This is a genomic window from Streptomyces sp. NPDC088400 (assembly GCF_044753355.1).
Taxonomy (GTDB): domain Bacteria; phylum Actinomycetota; class Actinomycetes; order Streptomycetales; family Streptomycetaceae; genus Streptomyces.
On record NZ_JBIVMZ010000010.1, the window covers coordinates 129989 to 143912 of the forward strand.

Genomic DNA, 13924 nt, shown 5'->3' on the forward strand with positions numbered 1-13924 from the left:
CCTCCCCGCGGCACACCAGGAAGCACCCGGGAGGTTCGGGTGTGTCGGAAGCATCCGGGAGATCCGGAGGCGTCCGGGAGGGTGGACGGGCCGCGGTAGCCCAACGGGCAGAGGCAGACCGCGATCAATCTCAGACTATTGCTCCAGACTCAGCATTCGCCGCCGATCGCCGGATCGAACGGGCCCAGGCCCCGTACGTCGAAATGCCGGTTCAAGTCCGGCCTGCGCAGCTCGATGCGCGGTGGTCCAAAGGCAGGACGCGGCGACATAACGACTGACCTGGGTCCTCAAGTGTGCCGGCGTGCGACATGGGTGGCATCAAAGGGCCCGGGGGCCGGCTACGCCCTCGGGTCCGCTCCTCCTCGTCCCCTGTGGTTCCTTGTCCTCGGTGGTGACCGACGTGTCCCCTGTGGTGGACGTGCCCCCTGCGGTGACCTGCGTGTTCCCTGTGGTGACCGACGTGTCCCCTGTGTCGGCCGAGGCTCCCGCGGCCTACTGGCGGTAGCCGCTCAGGAAGCGGCCGATACGGCTGATGGCCGCGTCGAGATCGTCCGCGTACGGCAGGGTCAAGATCCGGAAGTGGTCGGGGCGTGGCCAGTTGAAGCCCGTTCCCTGGACGACCTGGATCTTCTCCCGTAGCAGCAGGTCCAGTACGAACCGCTCGTCGTCGTGGATCTTGTGCACCTTGGGGTCGATCCGGGGGAAGGCGTACAGCGCGCCCTTCGGCTTCACACAGGACACGCCGGGGATCTCGTTGAGCTTCTCCCAGGCGCGGTCGCGCTGTTCGTACAGCCTGCCTCCGGGCGCGACGAGTTCCCGGATGGACTGACGGCCACCGAGCGCGGCCTGAATGGCGTACTGCGCCGGCGCGTTGGGGCACAGGCGCATCGAGGCGAGCATCGTCAAGCCCTCCAGATAGCTGCGCGCGTGCTGCCGGGGGCCGCTGACGACGAGCCAGCCGGAACGGAAACCGGCGATCCGGTACGTCTTCGAGAGTCCGCTGAACGTGAGAACGACCAGGTCGGGCGCGAGGGCCGCGGCGGTGTGGTGGACCGCGTCGTCGTAGACGATCTGGTCGTAGATCTCGTCGGCGAACACCATCAGCTGGTGGCGGCGGGCGAGATCGAGGATGCCTTCGACGATCTCGCGTGGATAGACCGCGCCGGTGGGGTTGTTGGGGTTGATGATCACGACGGCCTTCGTACGGTCGGTGATCTTCGACGCCATGTCGTCCAGGTCCGGATACCAGTCCGCGGACTCGTCGCACAGGTAGTGCACGGGACGGCCGCCGGCCAGTGTGGTGACGGCGGTCCAGAGCGGGAAGTCGGGCGCCGGGATCAGGACTTCGTCGCCGTTCTCCAGCAGTGCCTGTACGGCCATCGAGATCAGCTCGGAGACGCCGTTGCCGAGGTAGATGTCATCGACGGTGACGTCGGGCAGCCCCATGGTCTGGTAGCGCTGGGCGACGGCACGGCGCGCGGAGAGGATGCCGCGCGAGTCCGAGTACCCGTGTGCCTGCGGCAGCATCCGGATCATGTCCTGGAGGATCTCCTCCGGTGCCTCGAACCCGAAGAGCGCGGGGTTGCCGGTGTTGAGGCGCAGGACGCTGTGGCCCGCCTCCTCCAGTGCGTTGGCTTGCTCGATCACCGGGCCGCGGATCTCGTAGCAGACCTCGCTGAGCTTGCTCGACTGCCGGAATTCCATTCGGTGGCCTCCCAGACCTTGTTGCGATACTTGGTTTTACCAAGTGTGAGCTTGGAAAGTCCAACAACATGTCTAGACTGCGTCGCATGCCACGCCGCCGAAGCTACGACCAGTACTGCGCCGCCGCCCGTGCCCTGGACGCCGTGGGTGACCGCTGGACCCTGCTGATCGTCCGGGAACTGCTCGCGGGTCCCCGCCGCTACACCGACCTGCACGCCGATCTGCCCGGCGTGAGCACGGATGTGCTCGCGTCCCGGCTCAAGGACATGGAGCGCGACGAACTGGCCACGCGCCGGAGGCTTCCCCCGCCGGCCGCCGCGTACGTGTACGAACTCACGGAGCGGGGGCGGGGATTGCTGCCCGTCCTCACGGCCCTGGCGGAGTGGGGCGCCCCGGCGCTGGACGAGCGCCGGCCGGCCGATGCCGTACGGGCGCACTGGTTCGCCGTACCGCTGCTGCCGGTGCTGGACGGGCTGCTGACCGGTCCCGGGGGTGATGCCCAGGAGGGCGGTGTGGTGGAGGTCCGGCTGGACGAGGGTGCGTTCCATGTACGGCTCGGCGCCGACGGCCCGGTGTACGGAGACGGCCCGGCGGAGAGCCCGGACGCACGTCTCGTCCTCGATGCCGACACCTGCCGCGCGCTGAGCGGGGGTGCGCTGACGGTCGGGGAGGGCGTGCGGGAGGGGCGTATCGAGGTATCGGGCGAGGGGGTGTTCGCGAAGGTGCTGCGGGGGGAGTGAGCGGGCGCCGGCGCGGACCGGTCGCTCGCGCGCCCCCGGTGGGCCGATCGCGCCCCTCCCTCTGCCGCCACCCCTGGTGCCTGGCTGCCGTATGCGCCAGAAATCGCCCCGTTCATCACTAATGCCATACTTGAAGGCGTCAGTATCCACTGGCGGTCCCGCGAGGCCGCGGCCTCGCGGGTGGGCGGTCGAGGCCAGGCAGGGTGAGATGAGCGACGATGAGGCGACCGGACACCGCGCGGGACGAGCAGTCCGTCCGGTCGAACGGCCTCTCCGGCGAGTCGAACGACCCCTTTGACGAGGCGTCCACCGCCAAGGCCACCGTCGATTCCCGGGGCATGGTGACGGAGTGGAGCGAGGGGGCCCGCAGGCTCCTCGGCCACCTGCCCGACGAGATCGTGGGGCGCCCAGTCATGGAACTGCTCGCCTCACCCCCGGAAACCCCGGCCCCGAGCGCCCCGAGCGCCCCGAGGGACCCGAGCGCCCCGAGCGCCCCGAGGGACCCGAGCGCCCCGAGGGACCCGAGCGACCCGAGCTCGCTGAGGGACCCGAGCTCGCCGAGCCCCCCGCTCCCTGAGTCCGTCCGGTCCGTGGAGCGACTCGGCAGGTGGAACGGCACGGTAAAGCTGCTGCACCGGGACGGCAGCCACCGGGACGTACCGCTCCTGGCGCATCCCCGCAGGGCGGAGGACGGATCCACCGAATGGCTCGTCGTCTCCCCCCTGCCCCGGGCCTCGCGGTACCGGAAGGACGAGGAGCTGATCGAGCAGTCCTTCGTCCACTCCCCGTGCACGACGGCGATCTACGACACACACCTGCGGCTGCGGCGCGTCAGCCAGAACTTCGAGCGCCTGCTGGACCTCACGGAGGACGACGTACGAGGGCTGCGCGTCCCGGAGGTCGTGCCCGGTCCCCAGAGCGACCGGACGGAGCAGCGGCTGCGGATGGTGCTGGAGACCGGCGAGCCGCAGCACATCGAGTTCGCCATCCATCTGGTGGGCCACGAACGCGAGTTCGTCTGGTCGCTCTCCGCCGCTCCGCTGCGGGACCGCGACGGCAGGATACGGGGCGTGATCTCGGCGGCGCACAATGTGACGACGCAGTTCACCGCCCAGCAGCGGCTGCTTCTGGTCAACGAGGCCAGCAACCGCATCGGCAGCACCCTCGACATCGTGCGTACGGCCCAGGAACTGGCCGACGTGTCCGTCCCGACTCTCGCCGACTTCGTCACGGTCGATCTGCTCCCCTCCGTCAGCTCCGGCGGCGAGCCCCCCGCCGGCCCGCTGACCGGCCACGTCATGCTGCGGCGCGTCGCCTGCCGGTCGGTCCTGGAGGGGGCTCCCGAGTCCGTGATCGACATCGGGGACACCGCCTCCTACCCCGACTTCTCGCCCGCCGCCGAGTCCCTGATCACCGAGCGGGGGATCATGAACAACGTCTCGGACCCCAGCGTGGCCCGCTGGGCGACACAGGCCCCGGACCGGGCCTCGAAGATACGCGAATTCGGGTTCCACTCGACGATGGCCATTCCCCTGCGCGCTCGCGGCACCATCCTCGGCGTGGCCACCTTCTCCCGGCACCGGCGCCCCGAGGCGTTCGAGCGGGACGATCTGCTGCTGGCCGAGGAGATCACGGCCCGGGCGGCCGTCTGTGTCGACAACGCACGCCGTTTCACCCGCGAGCGCGATACGGCCCTGACCCTTCAGCGCAGCCTGCTGCCGAAGAGGCTGCCCGAGCACGCGGCCATCGAGTTCGCCTTCCGCTACCTCCCCGCCGATACGGGAGCCGGGGTGGGAGGCGACTGGTTCGACGTGATCCCGCTGTCCAGCTCACGGGTCGCCCTGGTCGTCGGCGACGTGGTCGGCCATGGAGTCCAGGCGTCGGCCACGATGGGCCGGCTCCGTACGGCGGTGCGCACCCTGGCCGACGTCGACCTGCCCCCCGACGAACTGCTCACCCACCTCGACGACCTCGTCAACCACCTGGCCGCCGAGGCGGCGAGCGGGCAGAGTGCCGGCACGCCGGCCGAGACCACCGGGGACGTCGGCGCCACCTGCCTCTACGCGGTCTACGACCCGGTCTCCCGCCGCTGTTCCCTCGCCCGCGCCGGACACCCCCAGCCCGTACTGGTCGGCCCGGACGGGGCCGTCGAATTCTTCGACCTGCCCGCCGGCCCGCCGCTCGGCCTCGGCAATCTGCCCTTCGAGGCCGTCGAGGTGGAACTGCCGGAGGGCAGCCTGCTCGCCCTCTACACCAACGGACTCATCGAGTCCCGCGAGCGCGGCATCGACGACACGCTGACCGCGCTCCGTACGGCCCTCGCCCAGCCCGCCGCGCCCCTCGAAGACACCTGCGACACCGTGCTCAAGACGCTGCTTCCCGCCCACCCCGCCGACGACGTCGCCCTGCTCCTCGCCCGTACCCGAGCGCTCGACACGAGCCAGGTGGTCACCTGGGACCTGCCCTGCGATCCCGCCGTCGTGGGCCAGGCCCGCAAGGACGCCTCCGCCCAGCTGACCGCGTGGGGGCTGGAGGACGCCGTGTTCACCACGGAACTGGTGGTCAGCGAACTGGTCACCAACGCCATCCGGTACGCCCAGGCGCCCATCCAGCTGCGCCTCATCCATGACCGCAGCCTGATCTGCGAAGTCTCCGACGGCAGCAACACCGCTCCGCATCTGCGCCGGGCCCGCGTATTCGACGAAGGCGGGCGCGGCCTGCTGCTGGTTGCTCAGCTCACCCAGAGCTGGGGCACCCGCCAGGGCACGGGCGGCAAGACCATCTGGGCGGAGCAGACCCTTCCGGTGACGGGTCTGTGAGGCCTGGCCGGAGTCTGTCTCCTTTGCGGCTGGGCTGCTGGGCTGCTGGGCGGCCGGGCGGCCGGGGCGGTTGAGCTGCTGGGCGGCTGGACCATGATGGACGGGTGCGACTCGAAGCGATCACCTGGGAGCGGCTGACCGACGCCCTCGCCGAACGGGTGCGGGAGACCCGCGCGGCGGACGGCGGGTCCTGGACGCGCGTCGCCTTCGACGGGGCGGGTGCCGCCCGGCCGGGGGAGCGGGCCGCCGCGCTCGCCGAGGCGTTGCGGGTACGCGGCCGGTCGGCGCTGGTCGTCGGCACCGAGGGGTTCCTGCGGCCGGCCTCGCTGCGGTACGAGTACGGGCGCGAGGACCCCGAGGCGTACTACAGCGGCTGGTTCGACACGGGGGCGCTGTGGCGGGAGGTCTTCGGGCCGCTGGAGCCCGGCGGTACGGGGAGGGTGCTGCCCGATCTCTGGGATCCCGCCACCGACCGGGCGACGCGCAGCCCGCGCGCCCAACTCCCGCCCGGCGGCGTGCTGGTGCTGCACGGGCCGCTGCTGCTCGGGCACTGGTTCCCGTTCGACCTCACGGTGCATCTGCGGCTGTCGCCGGGCGCGCTCCGGCGCCGTACCGACGAGAGCGAACGCTGGACGCTCCCCGCCTTCGAGCGGTACGAGGACGAGGTGGGCCCGTCCGAGGCCGCCGACGTGGTCGTACGGGCCGACGACCCGCGCCATCCGGCCTGGAGCGGGCTCGGCTGACGGGCTTTGCCGACGGACACGGCCGGCATGCGCCATGACGTGCGGCGCACGCGCCAAGGGCCGTGCGGGCCCGACGTGCGGCGAACGCCAGGGGGGCCGCGCTCGCGCTACCGGTCCGCGCCTCGTGCACCCCGACCTTCGCCCTCCACTCCGACCCTCTGCCCTCTATCCCGGCTCCGGCCGCCCGCCCGGTATCGTCACCGCCCGCGCTCCCGCCCGGCAGCCCTCCTTCGCGGCCTCCACCGGGTCCGCCCCCGCCAGCCGTGCCGCGAGGAACGCGCCGGTGAAGGCGTCGCCCGCCCCCGTCGAGTCCACGGCCCGCGCCGGGAACGCCGGTACACGGGCCGTCACGGCGCCCGCCTCCGCCACCAGAGCCCCCTCGCCCCCGACGGTCACCACCGCCACCGGCACCCGCCGGCTCAGCTCGGCGGCGGCGCTCGCCAGGTCCGCCAGACCGGTGAGGAAGCGTGCCTCGTCCGCGTTGGGAAGCAGCGTCTCCGCGCTCGCGACCGCCGCCAGGAACCGGTCCACGCCCACTTCCTTGAGGAATCCCGCGGAGGCGGGATCCACACTCACCGGAACCCCGCGCTCCCGCGCCGCCCTCATCGCGGCCACGGCCAGTCCACGGCTCGCGTCGGTGACGAAGAGGTAGCCGGAGAGATGCATCCGGCCGACCCCGTCCAGCAGGGAGGGAGACCAGTCGGCGGCCGACAGGCAGAGACTGGCGCTGCTGTTGGTGAGGAAGGTGCGCTCGGCGGAGGAGTCGACCAGGCATATCACCGTGCCGGTCGGCACTTCCTCGTCGACGACGAGATGAGCGTGTACCCCTGCCCGCCGCAGCCGTTCCCCGTGCCAGTCATGGGCGTCCGTTCCGACCCGGGCCAGCAGCCGTACGTCCGCACAGCCGGTGTGGGCCGCCCAGCAGGCCGCGTTGGCCCCGGCGCCGCCCGGCAGCGTACGGATCTCGGCGGCCGTGTCCGTACCGTGTGCCAGCGGTGTGCGGTACCGCGCCACCACATCGGTGACCACGTCCCCGACCACCAGCAGCGCCCCTCGGCCCACGGCGGCTCCTGCGCTCACAGATCCTCCGTCACCGGTGCCGCCTCGATCCGCGCCGCCGCGATCGCGATGCGTGCCGCGAGCCGCACATTGCCGCGTACCGCCGCGACGTTGGCCTCCAGCGACGCACCGCCGGTCCGGCGCATCAGCTGGTCCAGCAGGAACGGAGTCACGGCCTGGCCGCGGATCCCGCGCTCCCGGCACTCGACGAGCGCCTCCGCGAGGACCCGGTCGTGCAGCACCGGATCCAATTGCTCCGCTTCCGGTACGGGTTGGGCGACGACGAGCGCCGCCTCCGGGCCGCCGAGCGCGTCCTGCGCGCCCATCACGGCCGCCACCTCCTCGGGCGTACGGACCGTCCAGTCGACCCGCTCGCCGGACGAGGACAGATAGAAGCCGGGAAAATGTTCCGTCCCGTAGCCGAGGATGCCCACGCCCAGCGTCTCCAGCCGCTGGAGCGTCGCCGGTACGTCGAGGATGGACTTGACGCCCGCGCAGACGACCGTGATCCGGGTCCTGGCCAGCAGCCGCAGGTCGGCCGACTCGTCCTGGATCTCGGTCCAGCCGCGGTGGACGCCGCCCAGGCCGCCCGTCGCGAACACCCGGATCCCGGCCCGCGCGGCCAGGAACGCCGTGGCGGACACGGTCGTCGCCCCGCTCGCGCCCGCCGCGAGCGCGGGCGCCAGGTCACGCTGGCCCAGTTTGGTTAACGACTTGTCCTGGGCCACCCGCTCCAACTGGTCCTTGACCAGCCCCACATGGGGCCGGCCGTCCAGCACGGCCACCGTGGCGGGCACGGCGCCGGCGGACCGTACGAGCGCCTCCAGCTCGTCCGCGACCGCCAGATTGCGCGGGCGCGGCAGTCCGTGCGCGATGATCGTCGATTCCAGGGCGACCACGGGGCGGCGCGCGGCCAGCGCTTCTCGTACCTCGGGGGACAGATGCAGTGTGGTGTCTGACATGTCCCCATCCCTGGCGCGCCCGGGGCCCGCGCAAACGTCAGCCGGGCAGCGGGAGCCGGCCCACGGCCCGTGCTGTCCGCAGCCACCGCTCAGAACAGCGGCTCCGGGAGCACCCCTTCCAGGGCCAGCAGGCGGCGCTTCGTCTCCAGCCCGCCCCCGAAGCCACCGAGCCCGCCGTCGCTCTCCACCACCCGGTGGCACGGCACGACCACCGGCAGCGGATTGGCACCCATTGCCGCGCCGACCGCCTGCGCCGCCCCCGGACTACCCACCCGCTCGGCGAGATCGCCGTAACCGGCCACCGTGCCGTACGGGACCCCACCCGCCAGCTCGCGCAGTACCTGGCGGTTGAAGCCCGCGCAGAGCGACCAGTCCAGCGGCAGCCCGAACTCCCGCAGCTCGCCCGCGAAATACGCCGTCAGCGCCCGTATCGGCTCGGCCAGCCGGCCCGCCGCGGACTCGACGAGCCCGGCGCCGAGCCGGTCCCCGAGCTGCCCGAGCGCCTTCTCCCGCACCGGACCGTCGGCGTGGAAGACGACGTTCACCAGCCCATGGCCGGTCGCGGCGAGCAGCAGCGGCCCGATGTCGCTGCTCACCACGGTCCATTCCACCCGCGACTGCCCGAAGTCGTTCATAGGGACCACGGTACGGGCCGCCACTGACAACGGACCGGAAACGGACCGCCGCGGGGGCCGTCGCAGGGGTCGGCGGCAGGCGGGCGGTCGGCCGGCGGAGAGCCGGACGCGGGGCTCAGCCCACCGCGTCCCGCACCACGTCCGGGTTGTTGGTGATGATCCCGTCCACGCCGAGATCATCGGCGCGCACCGCGTCCGCCGCTTCGTTGACCGTCCAGGTGCTGACCGTGAGCGGCTTGTTGTGCGGCCCCTTCAGCGCGTGCACCGCCGCCACGTAGTCGCCGGTGAGCGAGGTGTACGCGGGGTTGATCTGGTCCGTGAACTCCGCGTACGAGGGCAGGTCGGCCACCGCGGGCGTACCGAGGAAGCCCGTGGTGACGTCGGGGCGCTGCTCGTGCACCGTACGGATGCTGTCGGCGCCGAAGCTCTGCAGGACCAGCTTCTGCCGGACGTGCGCGCGGTCCAGCCAGCCCTCCTGGCGCAGTACCCGCAGGATCTCCTTCTCGATGCCCGGGTACAGCTCGGGTGCCTTGATCTCCAGCAGCAGCTTCTGCCGGTTGGCCTCGACGGTGTGCAGATACTGCTTGAGCGTCGGTACGCGGGCGCCCGCCCACCGCTCGCCGAACCAACTGCCCGCGTCCAGCCGGGCGATCTCCGCCGCGGTGAAGTCCTTGACCTTCCAGGGCGCCCGGTCCGGGAAGACCTGCTCCACGTCCGTGGTCCGCCCGAGACTGTCGTCGTGGATCACGACCAACTGGCCGTCCTTGGTGCGCTGGACGTCGTTCTCGACCCAGTCGATGCCCAGATCGGCGGCTGCGTCGACGGCCGCCAGGGTGTTCTCCGGTGCGTACGCCGAGGCGCCCCGGTGCGCGATGACGAGCGGGCTCCCCGTTCCGCCGGGCGTCCCGGTGGCGGATCCCGAGGCCGTGGCGGTCACGGAGGCCGAAGGCGAAGCCGCGGTGGCGGTGCCCGGCAGCGCCACCGCCGTGACTGCCAGCAGTGCGGCGGCCGTTGTCACTGAGGTGCGTGCGTACACGTGGACTCCTCGCGTCGTAAGTTGACGGTCGGCCCGAGAGTGGCAGCCTCCGACCAACAACGGACAGGCGAAGGTTGGCCACAACATGAAGCCGCGGTATGAAGCAACAAGAGGCAACAATATGAAGGCATACCGTGAAGCGGTGATGGGGAAGCCGTGCCGGAGCGCGCATTTATGGCTTTCCAGGTCGATAAATCGCCACCCTCTTGTTTGCTTCGAGGGCCGGCCGTCCTACCCTCGCCCCGAACCGGCACTTCCGTACACGCAACACAAGGGGTGAGGGCATATCGCCGTGCAGGGCACAATCGACGGCTTCAGCTACGGTCTGGTCACACCCGTGGCGGCCTTTCTCATGGCCTGCCTCGGCGGGGCGCTCGGCCTGCGCTGCACCGCGAGATCCCTGCGCGCCCGGGGCTCCTGGAAGCCCGGCGGGCTGTTGCTCGGCGCGGCCTCGATCGGCTCCGGCATCTGGACCATGCACTTCATCGCGATGATGGGGTTCTCCGTCAACGAGGTGCCGGTCGGCTACGACAGGCTGACGACGTTCGCCAGCCTTGTGGTGGCGATCGTCATGGTCGGTGTCGGGATCTTCATCGTGGGGTACCGCCGTACGACCCCGGTGGTGGCCCTGGTCAACGGGGGCACCATCACCGGCCTCGGCATCGCCACCATGCACTACCTGGGTATGGCCGGCATGCGGCTGAACGGGCGGGTGGACTACGAGACCGGGACCGTCATCCTCTCCGTCGTGATCGGCGTCGTCGCGGCGACCACCGCGCTGTGGGCGGTGGTCTCGCACCGCGGTCTGCTGGCCAGTGTGGGCGCCAGCCTGGTGATGGGCGTCGCCGCGACCGGTATGCACTACACCGGGATGGCCGCGGTCCATGTCCATCTGGAGGACTCCACCGGCGCCACGGGCGGCGCTCCGGCCACCGAACTGCTCGTCCCGATGCTGATCGGTCCGGCGGTCTTCCTGTTCCTGGCGGGCGCGGCCGTACTCTTCGATCCGCTGCTGGTGGCGGACGGCCGTGCCCGCCAGGACCGGGGACGGCCCGTAGGGCCGAGGGCCGCGCAGTGCGGCCGCGCCGGGGTGCCCGCCCAGCGGATGCGGCCGCGTGCCCCGCACCGGAGGCCGGCCGACCGGGAGCCGCCCTACCAGCAGACGGCGGACCGTACGGCCGCCAGATCCCCGCGCCGGAGTTCCACCGATCTCCACGACTGGTGACCCGTGGCCGGGTGATCCGACACCGCTCACGGCCCGGTTGTCAGTGCGGGGTCGTACGGTGGATCCATGCGGCCCGTTTCCAAGATCGAACGTACGGTGGCGCCTTTCGAGGTCGTCAGCTCCTACCAGCCCAGCGGCGACCAGCCGACGGCCATCGCCGACCTTGAGCGGCGTGTCCGCGCGGGTGAGGAGGACGTCGTCCTGCTGGGGGCCACCGGCACGGGAAAGTCGGCGACGACCGCCTGGATGATCGAGAAGCTTCAGCGCCCCACCCTGGTCATGGCGCCGAACAAGACGCTCGCCGCCCAGCTGGCGAACGAATTCCGCGAGCTGCTTCCCAACAACGCCGTCGAGTACTTCGTCTCGTACTACGACTACTACCAGCCCGAGGCGTATGTCCCTCAGTCGGACACCTACATCGAGAAGGACTCCTCGGTCAACGACGAGGTCGAGCGGCTGCGGCACTCCGCGACGAACTCCCTCCTCACCCGCCGTGACGTGGTCGTGGTCGCCTCGGTGTCCTGCATCTACGGCCTCGGCACGCCGCAGGAGTACGTGGACCGGATGGTGCCGCTGAAGGTCGGCGCCGAGATGGACCGGGACCAGCTGCTGCGCCGGTTCGTCGACATCCAGTACACGCGCAACGACGTGGCGTTCGCGCGGGGCACCTTCCGGGTCCGGGGCGACACCATCGAGATCTTCCCGGTGTACGAGGAGCTGGCCGTCCGCATCGAGATGTTCGGCGACGAGATCGAGGCCCTCTCCACGCTGCACCCGCTCACCGGCGAGGTCATCAGCGACGACCAGGAGCTCTACATCTTCCCCGCCAGCCACTACGTGGCGGGCCCCGAGCGCATGGAGAAGGCGGTCAACGGCATCGAGCGGGAGCTGGAGTCCCGCCTGGCCGAGCTCGACAAGCAGGGCAAGCTGCTGGAGTCCCAGCGGCTGCGCATGCGCACGACGTACGACATCGAGATGATGCGCCAGATCGGCTCCTGCTCCGGTATCGAGAACTACTCGATGCACTTCGACGACCGTGACCCCGGCTCCGCGCCCAACACCCTCCTGGATTACTTCCCCGAAGACTTTCTGCTGGTCATCGACGAGTCGCATGTCACGGTGCCGCAGATCGGCGCGATGTACGAGGGCGACGCGTCCCGCAAGCGGACGCTGGTCGACCACGGCTTCCGGCTGCCGTCCGCGCTCGACAACCGCCCGCTGAAGTGGGAGGAGTTCCAGGGACGCATCGGCCAGACCGTCTACCTCTCCGCCACCCCGGGCACCTACGAACTCTCCCGCTCCGACGGCTTCGTGGAGCAGATCATCCGCCCCACCGGCCTCATCGACCCGGAGGTCGTCGTCAAGCCCACGGAGGGCCAGATCGACGACCTGGTGCACGAGATCCGCGAGCGCACCGAGAAGGACGAGCGCGTCCTGGTCACCACGCTCACCAAGAAGATGGCCGAGGACCTCACCGACTACTTCCTGGAGCTGGGCATCCAGGTGCGGTACCTGCACAGCGACGTGGACACCCTGCGCCGTGTCGAGCTGCTGCGCGAACTGCGCGCCGGGGAGTACGACGTCCTCGTCGGCATCAACCTGCTCCGTGAGGGCCTGGACCTCCCGGAGGTCTCGCTGGTGGCGATCCTCGACGCGGACAAGCAGGGCTTCCTGCGTTCCGGGACATCGCTGATCCAGACCATCGGCCGGGCCGCGCGCAACGTGTCGGGCCAGGTCCATATGTACGCGGACACGGTCACTCCGGCGATGGAGAGGGCCATCGACGAGACGAACCGCCGCCGGGAGAAGCAGATCGCGTACAACACCGAGCGCGGAATCGATCCGCAGCCGCTCCGTAAGAAGATCAACGACATCGTCGCGACCATCGCGCGCGAGGAGGTCGACACCGAAGCCCTGCTCGGTACGGGCTACCGGCAGACCAAGGACGGCAAGCCGGCCAAGGCCCCGGTGCCCGCACTCGGCGGGAAGGCCCCGAAGGCCGGCAAGGCGGGCGCGAAGGGCGCGGTGCTCACCGACCGCCCCGCCGCCGAACTGGCCGGAATCATCGAGGAGATGACCGACCGGATGCGGGCCGCCGCCGCCGAGCTCCAGTTCGAGGTGGCCGCGCGGCTGCGTGACGAAGTGAGCGAACTGAAGAAGGAATTGCGGCAGATGAGGGAGGCGGGACTCGCCTGACACACCGGGGCACCTGGTGTGTTGCAAGACCGACACAGAATCGGGCGTACCCTCCTGCGCCGTCGGCGCGACTGCGTAGGGTGCTGCGCAACCGCATTTGCGCAACCGCGTACGGACGGTTGCGGGGGAACCATTCGAGAGGGGACAGCGCGTGGCGGACGTATCCAAGGGCAGTACGCCCGGGGGCCCTGGGGTCAATCTGACCAAGGGACAGGCCATCAGCCTGGAGAAGAAGGACGGCGGCACTCTGACCGCCGTGCGCATGGGGCTCGGCTGGCAGGCCGCGCCGCGTCGCGGCCTGTTCGGCTCGCGCACCCGTGAGATCGACCTGGACGCCTCGGCGGTGCTGTTCGCCGACAAGCAGCCGGTCGACGTGGTCTTCTTCCGCCACCTCGTCAGCGACGACGGCTCGGTGCGGCACACCGGCGACAACCTGGTGGGTGGCGTGGGGCAGGGCGGCGACGACGAGGCGATCCTCGTCGATCTCCAGCGGGTCCCGGTCCATATCGACCAGATCGTCTTCACGGTGAACTCCTTCACCGGCCAGACGTTCCAGGAGGTGCAGAACGCCTTCTGCCGCATCGTGGACGAGACCAACAGCCAGGAACTGGCGCGCTACACGCTCGACGGCGGTGGCCAGTACACGGCGCAGATCATGGCGAAGGTGCACCGGGCGGGCGCGGGCTGGCAGATGACGGCCCTGGGCAACCCGGCCAACGGCCGTACGTTCCAGGACCTGATGCCGTCGATCCTGCCGCAGCTGTAGAGACGGCGTTTCGTTCCCGCGGACGTTCCGCGGGAACGC

Annotated in this window: 11 protein-coding genes; 6 read left to right on the plus strand and 5 right to left on the minus strand. The window is 70.8% G+C overall.

The features are described from left to right. Positions 1-492: 492 nt before the first annotated feature. Positions 493-1704 (minus strand): pyridoxal phosphate-dependent aminotransferase, encoded by a 1212-nt coding sequence (locus ACIQD6_RS24705; protein WP_401885811.1) that lies wholly within the window; start codon positions 1702-1704, stop codon positions 493-495. A gap of 68 nt (positions 1705-1772) precedes the next feature. Here ACIQD6_RS24705 and ACIQD6_RS24710 point away from each other — a divergent pair, with 68 nt between their 5' ends. The 3 genes from ACIQD6_RS24710 to ACIQD6_RS24720 all read left to right on the plus strand — a co-directional run bounded on the left by ACIQD6_RS24710 (position 1773) and on the right by ACIQD6_RS24720 (position 6006). After that, positions 1773-2444, plus strand: coding sequence for a winged helix-turn-helix transcriptional regulator (locus ACIQD6_RS24710; protein ID WP_401885813.1), 672 nt, complete (start codon positions 1773-1775; stop codon positions 2442-2444). Between the two features lie 218 nt (positions 2445-2662). Next, entirely contained in the window at positions 2663-5263 is a 2601-nt protein-coding gene (locus ACIQD6_RS24715) for a SpoIIE family protein phosphatase (RefSeq protein WP_401885815.1), read from the plus strand. 104 nt (positions 5264-5367) lie between these two features. Then, a complete protein-coding gene (locus ACIQD6_RS24720; RefSeq protein ID WP_401885817.1) occupies positions 5368-6006 on the plus strand; it encodes a uridine kinase in 639 nt (212 codons plus the stop codon). A gap of 165 nt (positions 6007-6171) precedes the next feature. Here the strand turns inward: ACIQD6_RS24720 and ACIQD6_RS24725 are convergent, their stop codons facing one another. From ACIQD6_RS24725 to ACIQD6_RS24740, 4 genes are all read right to left on the minus strand, one after another. Next, the gene (locus ACIQD6_RS24725) at positions 6172-7086 is read right to left on the minus strand and encodes a carbohydrate kinase family protein (RefSeq protein WP_401885820.1); all 915 of its coding nucleotides are present in this window, start codon (positions 7084-7086) and stop codon (positions 6172-6174) included. Then, the gene (locus ACIQD6_RS24730) at positions 7083-8027 is read right to left on the minus strand and encodes a pseudouridine-5'-phosphate glycosidase (RefSeq protein ID WP_401885822.1); all 945 of its coding nucleotides are present in this window, start codon (positions 8025-8027) and stop codon (positions 7083-7085) included. Before ACIQD6_RS24730 ends, ACIQD6_RS24725 begins: the two co-directional genes overlap by 4 nt. A gap of 89 nt (positions 8028-8116) precedes the next feature. Beyond that, positions 8117-8662, minus strand: a complete 546-nt coding sequence (locus tag ACIQD6_RS24735) for a methylated-DNA--[protein]-cysteine S-methyltransferase (RefSeq protein ID WP_401885824.1) — start codon at positions 8660-8662, stop codon at positions 8117-8119. Between the two features lie 115 nt (positions 8663-8777). Beyond that, positions 8778-9698 carry a glycerophosphodiester phosphodiesterase gene (locus ACIQD6_RS24740; protein ID WP_401885827.1) on the minus strand — a complete coding sequence of 307 codons (921 nt, stop codon included), beginning with the start codon at positions 9696-9698 and terminating at the stop codon, positions 8778-8780. 292 nt (positions 9699-9990) lie between these two features. Here ACIQD6_RS24740 and ACIQD6_RS24745 point away from each other — a divergent pair, with 292 nt between their 5' ends. The 3 genes from ACIQD6_RS24745 (at position 9991) to ACIQD6_RS24755 (ending at position 13885) form a co-directional block, all read left to right on the plus strand. Then, the gene (locus tag ACIQD6_RS24745) at positions 9991-10923 is read left to right on the plus strand and encodes an MHYT domain-containing protein (RefSeq protein WP_401885828.1); all 933 of its coding nucleotides are present in this window, start codon (positions 9991-9993) and stop codon (positions 10921-10923) included. 66 nt (positions 10924-10989) lie between these two features. Next, the gene (gene uvrB / locus ACIQD6_RS24750) at positions 10990-13119 is read left to right on the plus strand and encodes an excinuclease ABC subunit UvrB (RefSeq protein ID WP_401885829.1); all 2130 of its coding nucleotides are present in this window, start codon (positions 10990-10992) and stop codon (positions 13117-13119) included. 151 nt (positions 13120-13270) lie between these two features. Next, positions 13271-13885: a TerD family protein gene (locus tag ACIQD6_RS24755; RefSeq protein WP_401885832.1), complete on the plus strand. Its 615-nt coding sequence runs from the start codon at positions 13271-13273 to the stop codon at positions 13883-13885. Positions 13886-13924: the final 39 nt, after the last annotated feature.